Origin of the sequence: Peribacillus sp. Bi134 (assembly GCF_918698065.1) — a bacterium.
Classification (GTDB): domain Bacteria; phylum Bacillota; class Bacilli; order Bacillales; family DSM-1321; genus Peribacillus.
In genome coordinates, this window is record NZ_CAKKLN010000015.1 from 1 (window position 1) to 21,857 (window position 21,857).

Consider the following 21,857-nt stretch of genomic DNA (forward strand, 5'->3'; position numbering starts at 1 on the left):
TCAAGATGAGATTTCCCATGGCGCAAGCTAGTAAGATCCCTGAAAGATGATCAGGTTGATAGGTCAGAGGTGGAAGCGTGGCGACATGTGGAGCTGACTGATACTAATAGATCGAGGACTTAACCAACGCTTTTTAAAAAATGAAATACCTTCTTATTATCTAGTTTTGAAGGAACAACGTTCCTTTTATGTTTGGTGGCGATAGCGAAGAGGTCACACCCGTTCCCATTCCGAACACGGCAGTTAAGCTCTTCAGCGCCGATGGTAGTTGGGGGTTTCCCCCTGTGAGAGTAGGACGCCGCCAAGCCATTTATTAAGATCAGCCATCCGGCTGGTCTTTTTTGATGTTCATAATTAAAAAAAGTTCTTTATTTATGGGACAGCAGGGGCTGGCCGTATTTTTGGTAAGCTGAGAATGGGGCGTATTAAAATTGTGAAACCTTAAGGAGAAGAAAAAATAGCAGGTTTTGCTTTTGTCTTTTTAGGGTATTTATGTAAGATATTTTAACTTTAATGTTCAATGGGGTATGTAACTACATATAATTTGGAGAAAATGGATATTACAGAAAGAAAGTGCGTTTAAGTTGCAAAATGCATTATTCCTTGTATAATAATAGTCAAATATAGTCAAAGTCAGAATGGAGGAGGCTGAGTGAGAAACATATCTGATGTTATCGAAACTTATTTGAAGCAAGTACTTGAAATAAGTCAAAAAGATATCTTGGAGATTAAAAGAAGTGAAATAGCAGATAAATTTCAGTGTGTTCCTTCTCAAATCAATTACGTAATCAATACCAGGTTTACCATCGAGAGAGGTTATGTTGTAGAGAGTAAGCGTGGGGGCGGAGGTTATATACGCATCATGAAGGTGGAATCACAGGATTCCGTGCAACTTATCAATCAATTATTATCGCTTATTGGTTCCAGGGTATCTCAATCGATGGCTGAAGGAGTAATTTCACGGCTGATGAATGAAGACGTCATTAATGAAAGAGAAGCAAAGATTATGATGAGCGTCATAGATAGATCGGTGATTTATATCGACCTACCTGACCGCGATGAACTTAGGGCAAGAATTTTAACTGCGATGCTTACGACTTTAAAATATAAATGAAACTGGCAGAGGTGATGAACGTTGATTTGCCAAGAATGTCATCAAAGGCCTGCTACCCTGCACTTCACCAAAATCATCAATGGAAAAAAGACTGAAGTCATGATTTGTGAGATATGTGCTCAGGAAAAAGGCGAAATATTCATGGATGCAGGTGGACCTGGTTTTTCAATAAATAATTTATTAGCAGGATTGTTGAATATCGAGTCGAATATTCAACAGACGAAGGCAAATGCATTTCCTAAAACGGAAGAGAGGCGTTGCCCGCATTGTCATCGATCTTATAAAGAATTTGTCCATATTGGTAAGTTTGGCTGTGCCGAATGTTATAAAACGTTCAATGAACAGTTAAATCCCATTTTAAAGAGGGTTCATAGCGGCAATACAGCACATATAGGGAAAATTCCAAAAAGGATCGGTGGCACCATCTATCTTCGAAAGCAAATTTCAGATTTGAAAGAAGTTTTAAAGGCCCACATTGATCAAGAGGAATTCGAGAAAGCGGCAGAGGTAAGAGATAAGGTACGTTCCCTTGAAAAAAGGTATGAAGCCCAAGAGGGAGGCGAGGAATTATGAGCTTGGAAAAGTTTGTAGAAAACGCTTTGAGTTCCTGGATGAGTGCCGAAGGGCCGGAAATCGATATTGTATTGAGTTCGCGGATTCGGCTGGCCAGGAATTTCAAAGACTTTACCTTCCCAACCTCCTTTTCTAACGAAGAAGCTAAAAAAATCATTGAATTGGTCAAAAAAAGAATTGAAGAGGAAGTGACTCCAGAGATTGGGAAACTGGAACTTTTAGAGATTGACCAATTGCAGCCACTGGAAAAGCGCGTTCTCGTTGAAAAACATTTAATCAGTCCTCATTTAGTTGAAGATTCAGCGAAAAGCGCATGTCTCCTTTCGGAAAATGAAGAAATAAGTATCATGATAAATGAAGAGGATCACCTCCGTATTCAATGTTTAATGTCGGGATTGCAGCTGAAGGAAACCTTAAAGATTGCAAATGTTCTTGACGATTGGATTGAAGAATCCATAGACTATGCATATGATGAAGAAAGAGGATACCTAACAAGTTGTCCGACTAATGTGGGAACAGGATTAAGGGCTTCAGTCATGATGCATCTTCCCGGCCTGGTCCTTACACAGCAGATGAATAATATCATACCGGCTATCAACCAATTGGGGTTGGTGGTTCGAGGGATTTATGGAGAGGGCAGTCAAGCGTTAGGGAATATTTTTCAAATCTCAAATCAAATTACTCTTGGAAAGTCGGAAAGGGATATCGTTGAAGATCTAACAAGTGTAGTGCAACAAATCATAGCCCAGGAACGGTCAGCGAGGGATGCATTAGCGAGGACTTCCCACATACAATTAGAAGATAGAATTTTCCGTTCATATGGGATTTTGTCCAATGCTCGAATCATCGAGACCAAGGAAGCAGCTACCTGTATCTCCGATGTTAGGTTAGGGATAGATCTTGGGTATATAAAAAATATTTCCAAAAGCATTCTAAATGAGTTGATGATTTTGACGCAGTCGGGATTTTTACAAAAGTACGCAGGCGGCCCTTTAAGACCCCATGAAAGGGATATTCGAAGAGCAGCACTCATCCGGGAACGCTTGAATTTCACTGAATCTTCCTCCTCATAGAGGTCATAGACCTCTTTAGGGAGTATCAAATTTCATGTAATAGATATGGAGCAAGAATAAGCTTCTGCCATTACTTAGAGAATTGCCAGCAACTTTATTCAAAACGAAAATTCTAAGGAGGAATTCCCTATGATGTTTGGTCGTTTTACTGAAAGAGCCCAGAAAGTATTAGCATTAGCCCAAGAAGAGGCAATCCGTTTAGGTCATAATAATATTGGCACGGAACATATTTTACTGGGTCTTGTCCGAGAAGGCGATGGTATTGCAGCCAAGGCGTTATTTGCTCTTGGATTGGGTCCGGATAAGATTCAGAAAGAAGTGGAAAATTTAATTGGCCGTGGACAGGATACGGCTCAAACGATACATTATACCCCAAGAGCCAAGAAAGTCATTGAACTTTCCATGGATGAGGCAAGAAAATTAGGTCACTCATATGTTGGGACAGAGCATGTTCTTCTAGGTCTTATACGAGAAGGGGAAGGTGTAGCTGCCCGCGTATTGAATAATCTTGGAGTAAGTTTAAATAAAGCCAGACAACAAGTATTACAGCTTTTGGGCAGCAATGAATCAGGTGGTCATCAAGGTTCTGCCGCTTCAAATGCGAGTACACCGACACTGGATGGCCTAGCCCGTGATTTAACGGCGATTGCCAGGGAAGGAAGCCTGGATCCCGTTATCGGAAGAAGTAAGGAAATACAGCGTGTCATTGAGGTATTAAGCCGCCGTACAAAAAATAACCCAGTATTGATCGGTGAACCTGGGGTAGGTAAAACAGCCATTGCTGAAGGGCTTGCCCAACAGATCATCAATAATGAGGTACCTGAAATTTTACGCGATAAACGCGTAATGACACTTGATATGGGTACCGTTGTGGCTGGTACTAAATACCGTGGTGAATTTGAGGACCGGTTGAAGAAAGTTATGGATGAAATACGTCAGGCGGGTAATATAATCCTATTCATCGATGAATTGCATACATTGATTGGTGCAGGTGGTGCAGAAGGTGCCATCGATGCCTCCAATATCCTTAAACCATCATTGGCACGTGGTGAATTACAATGTATCGGTGCTACAACATTGGATGAATACCGTAAGTATATTGAAAAGGATGCTGCGCTTGAACGTCGTTTCCAGCCAATCCAAGTCGATGAGCCAACTATTGAGGAATCCATCCAAATTCTCAAGGGGCTGCGTGACCGTTATGAGGCACATCACCGCGTATCGATTACTGACGAAGCGATTGATGCCGCAGTCAAATTATCCGACCGTTATATTTCCGATCGCTTTTTACCGGATAAAGCGATTGACTTGATTGATGAAGCTGGCTCCAAGGTCAGGCTGCGCTCATACACAACGCCACCTAACTTAAAGGAACTTGAAGTGAAGCTAGACGATGTTCGCAAGGAAAAGGATGCTTCCGTTCAGAGTCAGGAATTTGAAAAAGCAGCTTCGCTTCGCGATACGGAACAACGCTTAAGAGAACAATTGGAAGAAACGAAAAAAACTTGGAAAGAAAAACAAGGGCAGGAGAACAGTGAAGTCACTGTGGATGACATTGCACATGTCGTGTCCAGCTGGACGGGAGTGCCAGTCACTAAACTGGCGCAAACAGAGTCAGACAAACTGCTTAATATGGAGTCGATCCTCCATGATCGTGTAATTGGGCAGGAAGAGGCCGTCATTGCGGTTTCTAAAGCAGTACGACGTGCCAGGGCAGGTTTGAAAGATCCTAAACGTCCAATTGGTTCATTCATCTTCTTGGGACCTACAGGGGTCGGTAAAACCGAGCTTGCACGTGCTTTGGCTGAATCAATTTTTGGTGATGAAGATGCCATGATCCGCATCGATATGTCCGAATATATGGAGAAACATTCAACTTCACGTCTTGTTGGATCCCCTCCAGGATATGTTGGATACGAAGAAGGCGGTCAGTTAACGGAAAAAGTGCGGAGGAAACCATACTCTGTCGTTCTGCTTGATGAAATAGAAAAGGCGCATCCGGATGTCTTCAATATCCTTCTTCAAGTATTGGAAGACGGAAGGCTGACAGATTCCAAGGGTCGTACTGTCGATTTCAGGAATACCATTCTGATCATGACATCGAATGTAGGTGCGTCGGCATTGAAAATCGATAAGTATGTCGGCTTTAACATCCAGGATACTGGCCAGGACTATAAAAATATGAAAGGGAAAGTGATGGAAGAACTCAAACGTGCATTCCGTCCGGAATTCCTGAATCGTATTGATGAAACCATCGTGTTCCACTCATTAGAGAAGGATCATTTGAAACAAATCGTTACATTAATGTCAAATCAGCTTACTACCCGTTTGAAAGAACAGGAGATATACTTGGAGCTGACAGATGCGGCTAGAGAAAAAATTGCAACCGAAGGTTTTGATCCGGAATATGGTGCACGTCCAATCCGCAGGGCACTTCAGAAGCATGTAGAAGATTATCTATCCGAAGAGTTGCTTAAAGGCAACGTGAAAAAAGGGCAAACGGTCGTAATGGATGTCGTGAATAATGAGTTTGCAATCCGGCAAGGCGAGCCTGTAAATGTAAGTGAATAACCTGATCCTAAACTTCGAGGTACACGCAGATTCTTTTGCAGTGTACCTCTGTTTTTTATCTATAGGTAGATATGAGTATAAACGGGACAAGCAGAGTGAATATTTTTTTAAAAAAACTTAGCCTTAAGAAGGTTTAAATAAAACAGAGATATAATATCCTTAATATAGATATTTTTTCCAAAGGAAGAGGAGTAATTTATGGCTGTAAAAAAGAAAACAAAATTTATGTGTCAGTCTTGTGGATATGAATCCGCGAAATGGATGGGGAAATGCCCAGGCTGCGGTGAATGGAACAAAATGGTCGAGGAAACCGAAATCGTTAAGCCTGCTAGAAAGGGCGCGTTTACCCATTCGGAGGTTAGAGGTTCCGGGGAACGGGAGAAGGCAGCACCCATAACGACTATTCAATCAGAAAAAGAACCACGGATTAAGACGGATTTAATGGAATTGAATCGTGCTCTTGGGGGCGGGATCGTACAGGGGTCACTTGTATTGATCGGAGGGGACCCGGGTATCGGCAAGTCCACCCTGCTTTTACAGGTATCATCCCAATTGGCGCATAAACAGAAAAAAGTGCTATATATATCAGGTGAGGAATCAGTCAAGCAGACCAAATTGAGAGCAGACCGGCTTGGGACCATGTCGGAACATCTATTCGTTTATGCTGAAACCGATATGGACTATATCCAACAGGCCATTACAGAGGTAAAACCGGATTTGGTCATTATTGACTCCATTCAAACGGTATATCATTCGGAGGTTACATCTGCCCCGGGAAGCGTTTCACAAGTGAGGGAATGCACAGCTTCACTCATGCGAATAGCTAAAACGAACGGGATCGCAATTTTTATCGTCGGTCACGTTACAAAGGAAGGGGCCATTGCGGGACCGCGGCTGCTTGAGCACATGGTTGACACCGTTTTATATTTTGAAGGAGAAAGACACCATACATATCGAATTATACGTGCGGTCAAAAACCGCTTTGGTTCGACAAATGAGATGGGTATTTTTGAAATGAAAGAACATGGATTGGAAGAGGTAGCGAATCCATCGGAAATTTTCCTTGAAGAACGGTCGCAAGGAGCTTCGGGTTCCACAGTCGTCGCATCCATGGAGGGCACAAGGCCGGTGCTTGTCGAAATTCAAGCATTGATTTCACCTACGAGTTTTGGAAACCCAAGGCGAATGGCCACGGGAATTGACCACAATCGAGTTTCGCTTTTAATGGCTGTTTTGGAAAAGAGAGTGGGCTTGCTGCTCCAAAACCAGGATGCGTATTTAAAGGTTGCTGGTGGGGTCAAGCTTGATGAACCGGCAATTGACCTCGCTGTTGCAATAAGCATTGCATCAAGCTTCCGAGATAAACCAACAAACCCTGCCGATTGCATCATTGGTGAAGTGGGGCTGACTGGGGAAGTGAGAAGGGTGTCACGGATAGAACAAAGGGTGCAGGAAGCGGCGAAATTAGGGTTTGAGCGGGTTATCATACCGGCTAATAATATAGGGGGATGGACTGCGCCAAAAGGTATTAAGATCGTTGGTGTTTCATCGGTTTCGGAGGCTCTTAAACAATCGTTAGGGGGTTAAGTATGACAGATAAAAAAGGGTATGAGAAAACTAAATTGGAAATTCTGCAAATTGTAGCACCGGGTACCCCGCTTCGTGAGGGTATTGAAAATGTCCTGAGGGCAAATACAGGTGGTTTGATAGTGGTCGGATATAACGAGAAGGTGCGAACGATCGTGGATGGCGGCTTCGAAATCAACTGCAGCTGTACCCCCAGCACATTATATGAGTTGGCGAAGATGGACGGGGCCATCATTTTAAATGAAACGGCCGATAAGATCATTTTCGCAAATGCCCAATTAGTGCCGGACAATAGCACACCTTCCACTGAAACGGGAATGCGGCATAGGACAGCGGAACGTGTGGCAAGGGAGACCAAGTCGTTGGTCATCGCAATCTCACAACGTCGGAATGTCATCACTTTATATCAGGGCAATTTCCGGTATGCCCTTAAAGATATAGGAGTCATACTTGCTAAGGCTAATTTGGCCATCCAGACCCTGGAAAAATACAAGGTGGTCCTGCAGCAGAGCATATCGGTTTTAGGAGCGCTCGAGTTTGAGGAAATCGTGACCTATGCCGACCTTTTGCAGGTATTTCACCGTTATGTAATGGTGCTCAGAATCAAGGCCGAGCTACTAACGTACCTTAATGAGCTTGGTACGGAAGGAAGATTGATCCGTTTGCAAATGAATGAAATCCTGGCAGATATTGAAACGGAAGGAAAATGGCTTATCAAGGATTATACCTCCAGTAATGATGAAAATCCCGAGGAAATCATTTTTAGGCTTCAAGAGTTGGCCATGCAGGAAAAGCTGGATGAAAGCATTCTTCTGAAGGTGCTGGGCTATCATGGATACATACATCTTGATGAGTCAGTACATCCCCGTGGTTACCGTATTCTTCATAAAATCCCACGCCTGCCGGGTTTGATCATCGAAAATTTAGTGAAACAGTTCGGAAGCTTTAGTGAAGTCAATAAAGCTACGGTTGAAAACCTTGACGATGTGGAGGGTATAGGCGAAGTCCGCGCCAATAAAATCAAAGAAGGACTCCGCATTTTAAAAAATCAGCTGGTCACAAATAGAAGGATGTAAGGAGCAGCTGGCCTTTTAACATTCACCTGAACCAGCTTGAAATTGGTTGGTGTTTATTTTTGACACTCAAAACTCAGGGTGCTAGGCTAATATTACGAAAAAGAGAAGAAGTCGTATTTGTAAATCCACTAATTCCTTAAGTGAATTTAACGTATATAATGAAAACGAATTTTCGAAGGTTTCATTTTATTTTATTGGTCAATAATGAGTAGAGGGAGGTGAAAGGGATGTTAAAACGCATTATACAAGCATGCTTCTTAATAGTCGGCGGAACACTTGGTATGTTACTAATTCCTGAATTATTAATTGTTTTACATGCAGACGATATTGCTTTATTAAACAATCCTTATGTAAGTGTACTGTTGGGTGCCATTATCTTTTATCTTATAACTTTTTGGGCAGTAGATCATGTGATCTATTTTATGAAGTGGCTGGAGGAACAGCTTGTTAAGATACCGATTACGGATATAATCTTTGGCAGCGTCGGCCTTTTAGTGGGACTGCTTGCGGCGTTCTTGGTTGGCTCCGCCTTCAGTGCCATCAAGGTTCCTATTTTAAATACAGTGGTACCTATCATCCTTACGCTTTTATTTGGTTATCTTGGTTTTCAGGTGGGCTTTAAAAAACGTGATGAGCTATTGAGTTTATTCATGAAAAGCAATAAGAAAAAGAATACTGATGGTGAAGCGAACGAAGAGGATGAAGAGGGGTATAGCAAGCGGCTTAAGATTCTCGATACTAGCGTCATCATTGATGGTAGAATTGCGGATATCTGTCAGACGGGCTTTCTGGAGGGTACCATAGTCATTCCTCAATTCGTTTTAAACGAGCTGCAGCACATTGCCGATTCATCTGATGCATTGAAAAGGAATCGCGGAAGACGCGGTTTGGATATCTTGAATCGAATTCAAAAAGACCTGCCGATTAAAGTGGAGATGTACGAGGGTGATTTTGAAGACATTCAGGAAGTGGACAGTAAACTGGTGAAGCTTGCCAAAATATCGGGCGGAATGGTCGTTACCAATGATTTCAATTTAAACAAAGTATGCGAGTTTCAAAACGTGGCGGTCCTTAATATCAATGATCTGGCCAATGCCGTTAAACCTGTTGTACTTCCTGGGGAAGAGATGAATGTTCAAGTCATCAAGGATGGGAAAGAGCAGAACCAGGGCATCGCTTATTTGGATGACGGTACCATGATCGTAGTCGAGGGTGGCCGTGATCATATCGGGAAACGAATCGATGTACTTGTCACAAGTGTATTGCAGACCTCTGCAGGCCGGATGATATTCGCTAAACCGAAACTATTAGAAAAAGCATTATAAAGAAGAGTAGGAGAAACCGTTATGTTTTATGAAGTAGTGATACCTGCAGCTGGACAAGGCAAAAGAATGAAGGCGGGCAAGAATAAACTTTTTATTGAACTATCGGGTATCCCGATCATTGTTTATACACTGCGTGTCTTCGAAGAAGATCCTGACTGTCGGGGGATTATCCTTTCGATAAACCCGGCAGAAAAGGATTATTTCAATCAATTGATAGCAGCGTATGGGCTTAAAAAGGTCAAGAAACTGGTCATGGGTGGCAAGGAGCGCCAACAAAGCGTGTATAATGGACTGCAACATGCAGAAGAAGACATCATCTTGGTCCATGACGGTGCCCGCCCTTTTATCAATCTTGGGCAAATCAGTGAATTGACTGCTGCTGCCTCCCTGCATGGAGGTGCCGTAATTGCAGTGCCCGTTAAGGATACGATTAAAAAAGCGGCAAACAAAGAGGTAGTGGAAACAGTGGAACGATCAAGCTTGTGGGCGGTGCAAACTCCACAAGCTTTTCGTGTATCCATATTAAAAAGTGCGTATGAACAGGCAGAAGCTGAAGCGTTTTTAGGGACGGATGATGCAAGTTTGCTAGAGCGGATCAATGAACAGGTAGTTATTATTGAGGGCAATTATGATAATATTAAAATTACGACTCAGGAAGACCTTTATTTTGCAGAAGCGATTTTACATAAACAACAACATGGAAAAAGATGATTGGGGAGAATGATATGTTTAGAATAGGACAAGGATATGACGTTCATCAGCTTGTAGAGGGCAGACCTTTGATTATTGGCGGGATTACGATTCCGTATGAGAAAGGTTTGCTAGGGCATTCTGATGCGGATGTCCTTCTGCATACTGTTGCTGATGCCTGCTTGGGTGCAATTGGTGCAGGGGATATCGGTAAGCATTTTCCGGATACCGATCCTGAATTTAAAGATGCCGATTCGGCAAAACTGCTGCAGTATATTTGGGCAATTGTAAAAAAAGAAGGATATTCCCTGGGCAATGCGGACTGTACAATCATTGCACAAAGCCCGAAAATGGCACCGTATATTGAGGAGATGCGAGGCAGGATTGCTGAACTTTTAGATACGTCGATAGACAGAATTAATGTAAAGGCGACCACTACCGAGAAACTTGGATTTACAGGCAGGAGCGAAGGAATCGCGGCACAGGCTGTAGTCTTATTGGTTAAATCAAACTAAATTCATTTTTAGGGTGGATGCCTTTATCCCAATGTATTTAAATGATAATATATACAATAGAATAGAACGACTGGGAGGTCTATATATATCATGAGCAGTGATATTCGAGTTCGCTATGCACCGAGTCCGACTGGACATTTACATATTGGTAATGCACGGACTGCTTTATTTAATTATTTATATGCACGAAATAAAGGCGGGAAATTCATCATTCGTATTGAAGATACCGACCAAAAGAGAAATATTGAAGGCGGAGAGGATAGTCAGCTTAAATATTTAAAATGGCTTGGTATGGATTGGGATGAAGGTGTTGATGTTGGCGGTGAATACGGGCCATATCGTCAATCCGAAAGGAACGACCTTTATCAGGAATTGTATCAAGAGCTTTTAGATAAGGGTTTGGCATATAAATGCTATTGTACGGAAGAAGAGCTTGAAGCAGAGCGTGAAGGACAGGTCGAACGCAATGAAACGCCAAAATATTCAGGGAAGTGCAAGCATTTAACTGAGGAAGAGCAAGCGGAACTATTGGCTCAAGGAAGAAAACCGAGCATTCGCTTTGCCGTTCCGGCTGGGAAGGTCCTTACTTTCAAAGATATGGTCAAGGATGAGGTTTCGTTTGAAACAGATGGCTTTGGTGATTTTGTTATCGTTAAAAAAGATGGCATTCCAACCTATAACTTTGCAGTGGCCGTCGATGATCATTTGATGAAGATTTCCCATGTCCTTCGCGGTGATGATCATATCTCCAATACTCCAAAACAATTGATGATTTATGAAGCTTTCGGCTGGGAACCGCCGGTATTCGGACATATGACGCTGATTGTAAACGAAAGCAGGAAGAAACTGAGTAAACGTGATGAGTCGATCATTCAATTCATTGAGCAATATGAAGAGCTTGGTTATGTACCTGAAGCGTTATTCAATTTCATTACATTACTAGGGTGGTCTCCGGTCGGGGAGGAAGAGATTTTCACGAAGGAAGAATTCATTAATATTTTCGATGCTGACCGTCTTTCTAAGTCACCTGCACTTTTCGATAAACAAAAGCTTACATGGATGAATAACCAATATGTTAAGCAATTGGACCTCAATCGTGCAGTGGAATTGTCAATGCCTCACTTAATTAAAGCCGGGAAGGTTTCAGAGACACTGACCGCCGAAGAAGAAGAGTGGGTACATGGGCTAGTTTCCCTTTTTCAAGAGCAGATGAGCTATGGAGCGGAAATAGTCGAGCTATCTGAACTGTTCTTCAAGGATGAGGTCGTGTTCGAGGAAGAAGCTAAGGAAGTGCTGGCTGAAGAACAGGTACCGGAAGTCATGAAAGCTTTCCTTCAGGAGATTGAAGGGCTTGAAGAATTTAACGCGGATGAAATCAAGAAGTCGATTAAAGCCGTACAAAAAGGCACAGGTCATAAAGGGAAAAAATTATTCATGCCGATAAGGGCTGCCGTCACGGGTCAAACACATGGTCCTGACTTGCCTAAGGCGATTTCATTACTGGGCAAGGAAAAAATTAAACAGCGTATTCAGAGTATTTTATATTAACAATTTGTCGAAAATGTAATATAGTATTTAATAATCTTACAAAAGAACGCGTAGATGGGGAGAAGTAAGTAAACGAAGCTTTTTAGAGAGAACCATAACCTGCTGAAAGTGGTTCAAGCCTCTCGTTTTCTGAAATGCACCCTTGAGTCCTTTGCTGAACTAACTTATAGTAGGCACAGGCGGAATTTCCTCCGTTACAGGGATTAAAGTTGGGGATGAAAAAACAGGAAAAAGCTTTATCTGGTTTTTACATTCCAAACAGAGTGGAACCGCGCTTCAAGCGTCTCTGTCTATTTGGACAGAGACGCTTTTTTATATGCTTTAAAAGCTTCAAAAGGGGATGTTGGAAAAGGACGGAACATAGGGGGGAATCATTTTGTTAAAGATGTTTAAAGAGGATATCGAAGTGGTTTTTGATCAAGATCCTGCTGCGCGCAGCTATTTGGAAGTCATATTGACGTATGCGGGTTTACATGCAATTTGGAGTCATAGGATGGCTCACGCACTATTCAAGAAGAAATTCTTTTTCCTGGCAAGAAGTATATCTCAAATCAGTCGGTTTTTTACCGGAATTGAAATTCATCCAGGGGCTACGATTGGCCGTCGTTTCTTCATTGACCATGGAATGGGGATCGTCATTGGCGAAACTTGTGAAATTGGCGACAATGTATCTGTCTTTCAAGGTGTAACCCTTGGGGGAACAGGAAAGGAAAAGGGAAAACGTCATCCTACGATAAAGGATAATGTCCTGATTGCTACAGGAGCAAAAGTGCTTGGTTCCATCACTGTTGGGGAAAACTCAAAAATCGGTGCAGGATCGGTTGTTTTAAAGGAAGTGCCACCTAATTCTACAGTGGTGGGCATTCCAGGTAAAGTGGTCATTCAAGATGGTATCAAAATCAACAAAGACCTAAATCATTGTGATCTTCCTGATCCAATCGCTGATCGCTTTAAGGAATTGGATAGTGAACTCAGGGCCTTAAGAGAGAAGCTGGCTGAACAGAAGCAGGAAGAAAGGAGTCTATAATATGGCGATTAAAATATATAACACAGCAACAAGAAAAAAGGAAACCTTCGTCCCGATTGAAGAGGGAAAGGTGAAGATGTATGTATGCGGGCCCACTGTCTATAATTACATTCATATAGGTAATGCAAGACCGGCAATCGTATTTGATACCGTTCGTAGGTATTTGGATTACCGTGGATATGATGTGCAATTCGTTTCGAACTTTACGGATGTGGATGATAAGCTGATTCGCGCGGCAAAAGAATTGGGTGAAGATGTCCCGACCATCTCAGAGCGTTTCATCAAGGCTTATTTTGAAGACGTATCGGCATTGGGCTGCAAAAAAGCGGATGCTCACCCAACCGTAATGGAGAACATGGATGCAATCATTGAATTCATTTCGGCATTAATTGAGAAAGGATTCGCTTATGAATCTGAAGGGGATGTGTATTACCGCACTCGTAAGTTTGAGGGATATGGAAAGCTTTCACATCAGTCCATCGATGAGCTGCGAGTAGGAGCCCGTATTGAAATAGGGGAGAAAAAACAAGATGCCCTTGATTTTGCCCTTTGGAAAACGGCCAAGGATGATGAAATATCTTGGGAGAGCCCATGGGGTAAGGGGCGTCCTGGCTGGCATATCGAATGCTCCGCAATGGTCAAAAAGTATTTGGGCGATACGATCGATATTCATGCAGGGGGTCAAGATCTGGCTTTTCCGCATCATGAAAATGAAATTGCACAATCCGAAGCATTGACGGGTAAGACCTTTGCGAATTATTGGATGCATAATGGGTATATAAATATTGAGAATGAAAAAATGTCTAAGTCCTTAGGCAATTTCGTCCTTGTGCATGACATCATACAGAAGCATGATCCACAAGTGTTACGCTTCTTCATGTTATCTGTACATTACCGTCATCCCATCAATTATAGCGAAGAAGTGCTTGAAAATGTAAAAGCGTCCCTAGAACGCTTAAGGACATCTTATCAAAACTTAAAGCATCGCCTTCAAGTAAGTGATGGATTGACTGAGAATAATGATGTTTGGTTGGAGAAGCTTAATGAATTACATGAACAATTCATTAAGGAAATGGACGATGATTTCAACACAGCTAATGCAATATCCATGCTCTTTGAACTATCCAAACAGGCGAATTATTACTTGATGGAGAAAAACACAGACAAGGAAGTGATTAATGCTTTCCTTGATAAATTCAACATCTTATTTTCTGTCCTCGGTTTATCCCTTGAAGAAGAGGGGCTTTTGGATGAAGAAATTGAAGGGTTGATACAGCAGAGAATTCAAGCGCGGAAAGACCGCAATTTTGGGTTATCTGATGAAATTCGTGATCGCTTGAAAAACATGAATATCATATTAGAGGATACCCCTCAAGGTACAAGATGGAAAAGAGGGTAATTAATGCTTCATTACGATAGTAAGGTAGATGCAAAAATGCTGAACAGTCTTGCTTTAGCATATATAGGTGATGCCGTATACGAAACGTATATACGGCATCACCTCATTCAAAAAGGATCGGTCAAGCCAAATCTACTTCACAAAAAGGCTACATCTTTTGTAGCGGCTAAAGCACAAAATAAAGTCATCCACTTTTTCCTGGAGTCAGGTTGGTTATCGGAAGAGGAATCCGCAGTCGTTAGGCGCGGCCGAAATGCAAAATCCGGTACGGTACCGAAGAATACAGATGTGCAAACGTATCGCTACAGTACAGCCTTCGAGGCACTTATGGGATTTTTGTATTTATCCGGCCGAATAGAAAGAATGGAAGAACTCATCAAAAAATCCATTGAATACATTGAAGAAGAAAAGGGGAGTAACCCATGAGCGAAGAATATATCATTGGCAGAAACCCCGTATTGGAAGCTCTTCGCTCCGAACGGGATATTAATAAAATTTGGATAGCCGAAGGCTCGCAAAAAGGCTCGATGCAGCCACTCATCGGTCTGGCGAAGGAAAAGAAGGTATTCGTGCAAATCGTACCGAAGAAAAAAATTGACCAAATGGCTGAAGGCATCCATCAAGGCGTTATCGCACAAGTGGCTGCATATGAATATGTGGAGCTGGATGATTTATTCGCAAAAGCGGCTGAACGGGACGAAGCACCTTTTTTCATGATTCTTGATGAAGTTGAAGATCCGCATAATTTAGGGTCGATCATGAGGACGGCTGATGCTGTCGGTGCCCATGGAATCATCATTCCAAAAAGGAGAGCTGTGGGCTTGACGGCAACAGTGGCAAAAGCCTCGACGGGTGCAATTGAATATATTCCGGTAGCCCGCGTTACAAATTTGGCGAGAGCGGTGGAAGAGTTGAAAGAGCGCGGGGTATGGATAGTCGGTACCGATGCGAAAGGCAGCGATGATTACCGTAACATGGATGGAAAGATGCCTATCGGACTTGTTATCGGCAGCGAAGGAAAAGGCATGGCACGATTAATGAAGGATAAATGTGATTTTCTCATCCGTCTCCCTATGGCAGGTCAAGTAACTTCGTTAAATGCATCGGTAGCAGCCGGTTTATTGATGTATGAGGTTTATAGAAAAAGAAATCCCCTAGGGCAATGATGAAATGAATATTCTGTTGGTGGACGGTTATAACATTATTGGAGCTTGGCCGGAACTGAGAGAATTAAAGGAACGGGATCTTGCTGCTGCAAGGGACCGGTTGATAGAAATGATGGCGGAATATCAAGCATTTACCGGATACCGTGTAATTGTCGTATTTGACGCTCAATATGTTCAGGGAATTGCCCGCATATTCAAAAATCACAAAGTTGACGTAATTTTTACAAAAGAAAATGAAACTGCGGATGAAAGAATTGAAAAGATGGCCATTGAACTGAATAATGTCAAAACACAAATTCAAGTGGCAACCTCGGACTTCACGGAACAGTGGGTGATCTTCGGCCAAGGGGCCCTAAGGAAATCCGCTCGTGAACTGCTTATTGAAATGGAAGAAATTCAAGGCGAAATCAAGAAAGATGTAAGAAAAACAACGACGATAAGACCCGTGGCTAAAATTCCTTTAAGTGAAGAAGTGGCAGAAATTTTCGAAAAATGGCGCCGGGGTAAAATATGAACCATTGACGGGTAAATTTTACCTGCTGTATAATATTTCTATCTGAGTCAGGTCAGGGGGATATAATGTGGGTCTCAAATTCGGAATGAAGCTGAACGAAAAGTATCTGCAGTTTGAGGATGATGAATTGATAGGGTTGGTGCACACTGGTGACAGTGAAGCGCTGGATTATTTGATCCAAAAGTATCGTAATTTTGTAAGAGCTAAGGCAAGGACTTATTTCTTGATTGGTGCCGATAAGGAAGACATCGTGCAAGAAGGTATGATTGGTTTATATAAAGCCGTCCGTGATTTTAAAGGGGATAAGTTATCTTCTTTTAAAGCATTTGCAGAACTATGCATTACAAGGCAGATCATTACAGCTATCAAAACAGCAACACGTCAAAAACATATTCCGCTCAATTCCTATGTTTCCCTGGACAAGCCCATTTACGATGAGGAATCGGATCGAACTCTAATGGATATTATATCGGGTACGAAAGTTTTGGACCCGGAAGAACTGATCATCAACCAAGAAGAGTTTGACGATATCGAATTAAAGATGGCCGAGCTCCTGAGTGATCTTGAGAGAAAAGTGTTAGCTCTTTACCTGGATGGACAAACCTACCAAGAAATTTCGGAAGAGTTGAACCGGCATGTTAAGTCAATCGACAACGCCCTTCAGCGGGTGAAAAGAAAGCTCGAGCGCTATCTGGAAGTAAGGGAAATCAGTTTATAATCCCTCCGCTTTTTCCGCTTAATTTCATCTGTCCCTTCTCCACATGGAAGTTTATTATTCACAAAGATTTTTAATGGTTGGCAAGTAAACCGATATTCTGATTTCCGGTGTCCATAATCGTCGAAACCTGCTTTGATATTGACAATAAAAAACAGCCGTGATAAGGTTTTATGGATATAGTAGATAGGATAGGTGTATCTAATGCGAAAAAAAATAGTTCTTGCCTGCACTGATTGCGGTACAAGGAATTATAGTTATGAGAGCAAACAATCGACAAGCGGCGAACGACTGGAAATCAAGAAATTTTGCAGTACGTGCAACTCACACTCGATTCATAAAGAAACGAAATAACCGTTTTATAAATAGATTGACAGAAGCTTCTAATGCTTGGAGGTACATTCATGAAACGTTTTACCGAATTTTTCAGCGGAGTCGCTCGCGAAATGCAAAAGGTAAGCTGGCCGAAACGCAAGGAGCTTACCAAATATACAATCGTGGTGGTAACGACTGTAGTATTTATGGCTTTATTCTTTACAGTGGTGGATTTGGGCATTTCCGAATTAATTCGCTTAGTTATTGAATAAGAGATTCGAAAATAAGGTATAATAGTGATAGAATAATATGTGTCAGCAGAAAAGCCCGGAAACGGGTTTTTTAATTTGTCTTTTTTAGTAAGTTCAAAATCGAGCACTGCTGTAATATGTTCATCACAATATATTCTAGTTAAGTCGGAATGACGCCGTATGGTTTTTTGGCTAAAACGTTCAAAGATAAAGATTAATAAAGAAAATGATTGATTGCAGGGAGGGAAGGACGTTAAAGTCCTAACACATGGAAAAGAATTGGTATGTAGTTCACACCTATTCAGGTTATGAGAACAAAGTTAAGGCTAACTTGGAAAAACGTGTTGAAACTATGGGGATGGAAGACAAGATCTTTCGCGTAGTAGTTCCAGAAGAAGAAGAAACAGAAGTGAAAGATGGCAAAAAGAAAGTGACCAAAAAGAAAGTATTCCCAGGATATGTATTGGTTGAGATCATCATGACTGATGATTCATGGTATGTTGTCCGGAATACGCCTGGAGTAACAGGTTTCGTAGGTTCATCTGGAGCTGGGTCAAAACCGACTGCATTGCTGCCGGAAGAAATTGAAGTCGTTCTTAAGCGAATGGGCGTAGATGAAAGCAAAATCGAGGTTGATTTTGAAATCGGTGATACGGTTCAAGTTAAGGAAGGGCCATTTGCAACCTTTGCAGGACCTATTGAAGAACTTGATAAAGATAAAGGTAAAGTAAGGGTTCTAGTCAATATGTTCGGCCGTGATACACCGGTTGAACTTGATTTTAATCAAGTGGAAAAATTATAAACGGAAAAAAACTTGAAATTGCCTTTTGAAAGTGGTAAAATTTCAAAGGTCAGTATGTTTCAATTTTTAGGCCTCAACGATACAAGCATTCTTTATTAATATATAAAGAATTCAAGATGAGTGGGAGGGTATTACCCTATTACCACATCACGGACTTATAAGGAGGTGTGTCTCGTGGCTAAAAAAGTAATTAAAATGGTTAAATTGCAAATTCCTGCTGGTAAAGCGAATCCGGCACCGCCAGTCGGTCCTGCATTAGGTCAAGCTGGTGTAAACATCATGGGATTCTGTAAGGAGTTCAACGCTCGTACAGCAGATCAAGCTGGTCTAATTATTCCTGTTGAAATCACGGTATTTGAAGACCGTTCATTTACATTCATTACAAAAACTCCACCGGCTGCAGTATTGCTTAAGAAAGTAGCTGGTATCGAGTCTGGTTCTGGTGAACCTAACCGTAATAAAGTTGCTACAGTCAAGCGTGATCAAGTGCGCGAGATTGCTGAAACTAAAATGCCTGACCTAAACGCTGCAAGCGTTGAAGCTGCAATGCGTATGGTTGAAGGTACTGCTCGCAGCATGGGTATTGTCATCGAAGACTAATCCATGTAATTGCTATTTGTTTCTACGGGGTTGCGATTGATACTCGCAACCTTTATTCGTGGGAGGTCATTCCGTTAAAACCACAATTTAGGAGGATTTATATCATGGCTAAAAAAGGTAAAAAGTATCTTGAAGCAGCTAAGCTTGTAGAAGTATCTAAGGCTTATGCTGTAACTGAAGCAATCGAAGTTGCTAAAAAAGCAAACTTCGCAAAATTCGATGCGACTGTTGAAGTTGCTTTCCGTTTAGGCGTAGACCCTAAGAAAGCCGACCAACAAATTCGTGGAGCAGTTGTTCTTCCGAATGGTACTGGTAAAACTCAACGCGTATTAGTATTCGCAAAAGGCGAAAAAGCAAAAGAAGCGGAAGCTGCTGGTGCTGACTACGTTGGCGAATCTGACTACATCAACAAAATCCAACAAGGATGGTTCGAATTCGATGTAATCGTTGCGACTCCAGACATGATGGGTGAAGTTGGTAAACTTGGCCGTGTATTAGGACCTAAAGGTTTAATGCCTAACCCTAAAACTGGCACAGTAACTTTCGATGTAACGAAAGCTGTTAATGAAATCAAAGCTGGTAAAGTTGAGTACCGCGTAGATAAAGCTGGTAACATCCACGCTCCAATCGGTAAAGTATCTTTCGAAGATGCTAAACTAGTGGAAAACTTCACTACTATCTATGATACATTATTGAAAGTTAAACCTGCGGCTGCTAAAGGAACTTACATGAAAAACGTTTCTGTAACAACTACAATGGGCCCTGGTGTGAAAGTTGATCCTTCTTCTTTCAAATAAATAATTGACATACCAAAACTATTATTGTTATAATAAGTTTTGTTGTGAATAAATGAATACTATTTGTACCGTAGACAGTAGGTGCTCATTACGAGCTTAATTCCCTGCCGAGGTAATTCGATAATAATAGTCCTGGACTATGACTTTTGAAATTACTGCCTTCATGTCTGCAATAGAGATGAAGGCTTTTTCTTTGAAACGGTATAAATGTTTTCAAGCAAATCTACAGGAGGTGTAAGGATGAACGCAATTATTGAACAAAAGCAAAAAATCGTTGCTGAGATTTCTGATAAGTTAACTTCAAGCCAATCAACAGTAGTTGTTGACTACCGTGGATTGACTGTTGCTGAAGTAACAGAACTTCGTAAGCAACTTCGTGAAGCTGGCGTTGAGTTTAAAGTTTACAAAAACTCTATGACTCGCCGTGCTGCTGAAAGTGCTGAACTTAGCGCTTTAAACGAAGCATTAACAGGTCCAAACGCAATTGCATTCTCAACTGAAGATGTTATTGCGCCAGCAAAAATCCTTAACGATTTTGCGAAAAAACATGAAGCTTTAGAAATCAAAGCTGGAGTTATCGAAGGAAATGTTGCAACTGCTGAAGAAATTAAAGCTCTTGCAGAACTACCTTCACGCGAAGGCCTACTTTCAATGCTACTCAGCGTGCTACAAGCACCTATGCGCGGACTGGCTCTTGCTACAAAAGCTGTTGCAGAGCAAAAAGAAGAACAAGGCGCGTAAGCTGACCGCTTATTTAGCCTGCTGATTCAAAAAAAACCAACCATTTCGAGGAGGAAATAAAAATGACTAAAGATCAAATCATTGAAGCAGTTAAAAATATGACTGTTTTAGAATTAAACGACCTTGTAAAAGCAATCGAAGAAGAATTCGGCGTAACTGCTGCTGCACCTGTAGCTGTAGCTGCTGCTGGTGGCGCTGCTGCTGAAGAAAAAACTGAGTTTGATGTAATCCTTACATCTGCTGGAGATCAAAAAATCAAAGTTATCAAAGCTGTACGTGAAGTTACAGGTCTTGGACTTAAAGAAGCAAAAGAACTTGTTGACAACACTCCAAAAGCAATCAAAGAAGCTGCTTCTAAAGAAGAAGCTGAAGAAATCAAAGCTAAACTTGAAGAAGTTGGAGCTGGCGTTGAAGTTAAGTAATCTTGCATAAACAAAAAGCTCGCTATCACTGGCGGGCTTTTTTTCTTCATTTTTAAAGAAATGACGGAAATTAGCCGTTAATGGTTTGATAACGAGGACTTCGTTATTCCGACATTCCGGCATGCAAGCATCCATTCTTCAATTCTCTTCTCTCATTAAATCTTCAATATTCCTTTCTGATAGGGGGAGATGACTCTGACAGAGCATTACTACTCACAAAAACCGGATGTCGTAAGCAATCCGAAATTTTGGGATTTCACATTAAAGGGACGTACATTTCGCTTCAAAAGTGATAATGGTGTTTTTTCGAAAAAGGAAGTTGATTTCGGATCGCGTCTTTTGGTTGAGAGTTTTAACCTTAATGAGGCTGTGGAAGGAAATATTCTCGATGTTGGTTGCGGTTATGGACCAATTGGAATATCGATTGCGGCAGCTTATCCCGATAGAGCGATAGAAATGATTGATATAAATAGCCGGGCAGTTGAATTGTCAAAAGAGAATGCTGCATCTAATGGGATCGCAAACGTGAAGATTTACGAAAGTGATCGTTTTGACAAAGTTGCCTCCAATCAATTCGCAGCGATTCTTACGAACCCTCCCATTCGCGCAGGTAAAAGTGTAGTCCACGAAATTTTAGAAGAAAGCTATCGCAGTTTGGTAGCTGGTGGAGAATTATGGGTTGTCATTCAAAAAAAACAAGGAGCTCCATCCGCAATGGATAAAATGGAGCAATTATTTGGAAATGTTGAAGTGCCCGTTAAGAAAAAGGGATACTATATACTATTATCCAAAAAGGTTTGACTCTAAATTTTCGCTATGTTAGTATTATAAAATGCATATATATAATTCCGTAACTATGCAATTTTTATACCATTGGTGTATAATCAATGGATAATATGGGAAAAATATATAAATAATAGTTCGTTTTATGAGAAATAGTGGTTTTTAAAATAAAAACCATTTTCTTTTTGTCTATGGAAATGATTCCTTTTCCGAGGCAAATGGATCCTTATAACGCTTGATTTAAGGGGTGAAT

24 protein-coding genes, 2 rRNA genes and 2 other annotated features are annotated in these 21,857 nt (G+C 41.5%); all 26 genes read left to right on the top strand.

Features of this window, described 5'->3' with window-relative positions; all coding sequences use genetic code 11:
- A 23S ribosomal RNA gene (locus tag LQ188_RS24850) occupies positions 1-127 on the top strand; the annotation flags it as partial.
- A gap of 64 nt (positions 128-191) precedes the next feature.
- Positions 192-307: ribosomal RNA gene (gene rrf / locus LQ188_RS24855) — 5S ribosomal RNA — on the top strand.
- A gap of 345 nt (positions 308-652) precedes the next feature.
- Complete coding sequence (locus LQ188_RS24860; protein ID WP_101225855.1) at positions 653-1,114, top strand: CtsR family transcriptional regulator; 462 nt, start codon at positions 653-655, stop codon at positions 1,112-1,114.
- 21 nt (positions 1,115-1,135) lie between these two features.
- Positions 1,136-1,687: a UvrB/UvrC motif-containing protein gene (locus LQ188_RS24865; RefSeq protein ID WP_101225856.1), complete on the top strand. Its 552-nt coding sequence runs from the start codon at positions 1,136-1,138 to the stop codon at positions 1,685-1,687.
- A complete protein-coding gene (locus LQ188_RS24870) occupies positions 1,684-2,760 on the top strand; it encodes a protein arginine kinase (RefSeq protein WP_101225857.1) in 1,077 nt (358 codons plus the stop codon). Before LQ188_RS24865 ends, LQ188_RS24870 begins: the two co-directional genes overlap by 4 nt.
- A 129-nt stretch (positions 2,761-2,889) precedes the next feature.
- Positions 2,890-5,331: an ATP-dependent protease ATP-binding subunit ClpC gene (gene clpC, locus LQ188_RS24875; protein ID WP_101225858.1), complete on the top strand. Its 2,442-nt coding sequence runs from the start codon at positions 2,890-2,892 to the stop codon at positions 5,329-5,331.
- Between the two features lie 198 nt (positions 5,332-5,529).
- Entirely contained in the window at positions 5,530-6,918 is a 1,389-nt protein-coding gene (gene radA / locus LQ188_RS24880) for a DNA repair protein RadA (RefSeq protein WP_101225859.1), read from the top strand.
- Between the two features lie 2 nt (positions 6,919-6,920).
- Entirely contained in the window at positions 6,921-7,994 is a 1,074-nt protein-coding gene (gene disA, locus LQ188_RS24885; RefSeq protein WP_063595517.1) for a DNA integrity scanning diadenylate cyclase DisA, read from the top strand.
- Positions 7,995-8,221: 227 nt separating this feature from the next.
- Positions 8,222-9,319, top strand: a complete 1,098-nt coding sequence (locus LQ188_RS24890; protein WP_101225860.1) for a PIN/TRAM domain-containing protein — start codon at positions 8,222-8,224, stop codon at positions 9,317-9,319.
- 21 nt (positions 9,320-9,340) lie between these two features.
- A complete protein-coding gene (gene ispD, locus LQ188_RS24895) occupies positions 9,341-10,030 on the top strand; it encodes a 2-C-methyl-D-erythritol 4-phosphate cytidylyltransferase (protein WP_101225861.1) in 690 nt (229 codons plus the stop codon).
- Positions 10,031-10,044: 14 nt separating this feature from the next.
- Positions 10,045-10,524, top strand: a complete 480-nt coding sequence (gene ispF / locus LQ188_RS24900) for a 2-C-methyl-D-erythritol 2,4-cyclodiphosphate synthase (RefSeq protein WP_101225862.1) — start codon at positions 10,045-10,047, stop codon at positions 10,522-10,524.
- A 90-nt stretch (positions 10,525-10,614) separates the two neighbouring features.
- Positions 10,615-12,072 (top strand): glutamate--tRNA ligase, encoded by a 1,458-nt coding sequence (gene gltX / locus LQ188_RS24905; RefSeq protein WP_230178744.1) that lies wholly within the window; start codon positions 10,615-10,617, stop codon positions 12,070-12,072.
- A gap of 42 nt (positions 12,073-12,114) precedes the next feature.
- Positions 12,115-12,363: a binding site (T-box leader), on the top strand.
- A gap of 85 nt (positions 12,364-12,448) precedes the next feature.
- Positions 12,449-13,099 carry a serine O-acetyltransferase gene (gene cysE, locus LQ188_RS24910; RefSeq protein ID WP_101225864.1) on the top strand — a complete coding sequence of 217 codons (651 nt, stop codon included), beginning with the start codon at positions 12,449-12,451 and terminating at the stop codon, positions 13,097-13,099.
- A 1-nt stretch (position 13,100) separates the two neighbouring features.
- Positions 13,101-14,498, top strand: a complete 1,398-nt coding sequence (cysS, locus tag LQ188_RS24915; RefSeq protein ID WP_101225865.1) for a cysteine--tRNA ligase — start codon at positions 13,101-13,103, stop codon at positions 14,496-14,498.
- 3 nt (positions 14,499-14,501) lie between these two features.
- Entirely contained in the window at positions 14,502-14,924 is a 423-nt protein-coding gene (locus LQ188_RS24920) for a Mini-ribonuclease 3 (RefSeq protein WP_101225866.1), read from the top strand.
- The gene (rlmB, locus tag LQ188_RS24925; protein ID WP_063235788.1) at positions 14,921-15,664 is read left to right on the top strand and encodes a 23S rRNA (guanosine(2251)-2'-O)-methyltransferase RlmB; all 744 of its coding nucleotides are present in this window, start codon (positions 14,921-14,923) and stop codon (positions 15,662-15,664) included. The genes LQ188_RS24920 and rlmB overlap by 4 nt, the downstream gene beginning before the upstream one ends.
- 4 nt (positions 15,665-15,668) lie before the next feature.
- Complete coding sequence (locus LQ188_RS24930; protein ID WP_034305067.1) at positions 15,669-16,178, top strand: NYN domain-containing protein; 510 nt, start codon at positions 15,669-15,671, stop codon at positions 16,176-16,178.
- Between the two features lie 85 nt (positions 16,179-16,263).
- Positions 16,264-16,896, top strand: coding sequence for an RNA polymerase sporulation sigma factor SigH (gene sigH, locus LQ188_RS24935; protein ID WP_094246690.1), 633 nt, complete (start codon positions 16,264-16,266; stop codon positions 16,894-16,896).
- A gap of 201 nt (positions 16,897-17,097) precedes the next feature.
- On the top strand, positions 17,098-17,247 hold the full coding sequence (gene rpmG, locus LQ188_RS24940) for a 50S ribosomal protein L33 (RefSeq protein WP_101225867.1): 150 nt from the start codon (positions 17,098-17,100) through the stop codon (positions 17,245-17,247).
- A 50-nt stretch (positions 17,248-17,297) separates the two neighbouring features.
- Positions 17,298-17,480 (top strand): preprotein translocase subunit SecE, encoded by a 183-nt coding sequence (gene secE / locus LQ188_RS24945; protein WP_034305062.1) that lies wholly within the window; start codon positions 17,298-17,300, stop codon positions 17,478-17,480.
- Positions 17,481-17,727: 247 nt separating this feature from the next.
- Positions 17,728-18,261, top strand: coding sequence for a transcription termination/antitermination protein NusG (nusG, locus tag LQ188_RS24950; RefSeq protein ID WP_048677866.1), 534 nt, complete (start codon positions 17,728-17,730; stop codon positions 18,259-18,261).
- A gap of 174 nt (positions 18,262-18,435) precedes the next feature.
- The gene (rplK, locus tag LQ188_RS24955) at positions 18,436-18,861 is read left to right on the top strand and encodes a 50S ribosomal protein L11 (RefSeq protein ID WP_034305057.1); all 426 of its coding nucleotides are present in this window, start codon (positions 18,436-18,438) and stop codon (positions 18,859-18,861) included.
- Positions 18,862-18,965: 104 nt separating this feature from the next.
- Positions 18,966-19,658: a 50S ribosomal protein L1 gene (rplA, locus tag LQ188_RS24960; protein WP_048677868.1), complete on the top strand. Its 693-nt coding sequence runs from the start codon at positions 18,966-18,968 to the stop codon at positions 19,656-19,658.
- Positions 19,659-19,708: 50 nt separating this feature from the next.
- Positions 19,709-19,859: a sequence feature (ribosomal protein L10 leader region), on the top strand.
- A gap of 39 nt (positions 19,860-19,898) precedes the next feature.
- Positions 19,899-20,399 carry a 50S ribosomal protein L10 gene (gene rplJ, locus LQ188_RS24965; RefSeq protein ID WP_101225868.1) on the top strand — a complete coding sequence of 167 codons (501 nt, stop codon included), beginning with the start codon at positions 19,899-19,901 and terminating at the stop codon, positions 20,397-20,399.
- Positions 20,400-20,461: 62 nt separating this feature from the next.
- Entirely contained in the window at positions 20,462-20,821 is a 360-nt protein-coding gene (rplL, locus tag LQ188_RS24970) for a 50S ribosomal protein L7/L12 (protein WP_034305050.1), read from the top strand.
- A gap of 195 nt (positions 20,822-21,016) precedes the next feature.
- Complete coding sequence (locus LQ188_RS24975) at positions 21,017-21,622, top strand: class I SAM-dependent methyltransferase (protein ID WP_101225889.1); 606 nt, start codon at positions 21,017-21,019, stop codon at positions 21,620-21,622.
- Positions 21,623-21,857 lie beyond the last annotated feature (235 nt).

Excerpts from the sequence above, each read along its gene's own strand:
- LQ188_RS24870 (WP_101225857.1), top strand. The coding sequence starts at position 1,684 with ATGAGCTTGGAAAAGTTTGTAGAAAACGCTTTGAGTTCCTGGATGAGT.
- clpC (WP_101225858.1), top strand. The coding sequence starts at position 2,890 with ATGATGTTTGGTCGTTTTACTGAAAGAGCCCAGAAAGTATTAGCATTA.
- radA (WP_101225859.1), top strand. The coding sequence starts at position 5,530 with ATGGCTGTAAAAAAGAAAACAAAATTTATGTGTCAGTCTTGTGGATAT.
- disA (WP_063595517.1), top strand. The coding sequence starts at position 6,921 with ATGACAGATAAAAAAGGGTATGAGAAAACTAAATTGGAAATTCTGCAA.
- LQ188_RS24890 (WP_101225860.1), top strand. The coding sequence starts at position 8,222 with ATGTTAAAACGCATTATACAAGCATGCTTCTTAATAGTCGGCGGAACA.
- ispD (WP_101225861.1), top strand. The coding sequence starts at position 9,341 with ATGTTTTATGAAGTAGTGATACCTGCAGCTGGACAAGGCAAAAGAATG.
- ispF (WP_101225862.1), top strand. The coding sequence starts at position 10,045 with ATGTTTAGAATAGGACAAGGATATGACGTTCATCAGCTTGTAGAGGGC.
- gltX (WP_230178744.1), top strand. The coding sequence starts at position 10,615 with ATGAGCAGTGATATTCGAGTTCGCTATGCACCGAGTCCGACTGGACAT.
- cysS (WP_101225865.1), top strand. The coding sequence starts at position 13,101 with ATGGCGATTAAAATATATAACACAGCAACAAGAAAAAAGGAAACCTTC.
- LQ188_RS24920 (WP_101225866.1), top strand. The coding sequence starts at position 14,502 with ATGCTTCATTACGATAGTAAGGTAGATGCAAAAATGCTGAACAGTCTT.
- rlmB (WP_063235788.1), top strand. The coding sequence starts at position 14,921 with ATGAGCGAAGAATATATCATTGGCAGAAACCCCGTATTGGAAGCTCTT.
- LQ188_RS24930 (WP_034305067.1), top strand. The coding sequence starts at position 15,669 with ATGAATATTCTGTTGGTGGACGGTTATAACATTATTGGAGCTTGGCCG.
- sigH (WP_094246690.1), top strand. The coding sequence starts at position 16,264 with ATGAAGCTGAACGAAAAGTATCTGCAGTTTGAGGATGATGAATTGATA.
- rpmG (WP_101225867.1), top strand. The coding sequence starts at position 17,098 with ATGCGAAAAAAAATAGTTCTTGCCTGCACTGATTGCGGTACAAGGAAT.
- secE (WP_034305062.1), top strand. The coding sequence starts at position 17,298 with ATGAAACGTTTTACCGAATTTTTCAGCGGAGTCGCTCGCGAAATGCAA.
- nusG (WP_048677866.1), top strand. The coding sequence starts at position 17,728 with ATGGAAAAGAATTGGTATGTAGTTCACACCTATTCAGGTTATGAGAAC.
- rplA (WP_048677868.1), top strand. The coding sequence starts at position 18,966 with ATGGCTAAAAAAGGTAAAAAGTATCTTGAAGCAGCTAAGCTTGTAGAA.
- rplJ (WP_101225868.1), top strand. The coding sequence starts at position 19,899 with ATGAACGCAATTATTGAACAAAAGCAAAAAATCGTTGCTGAGATTTCT.
- rplL (WP_034305050.1), top strand. The coding sequence starts at position 20,462 with ATGACTAAAGATCAAATCATTGAAGCAGTTAAAAATATGACTGTTTTA.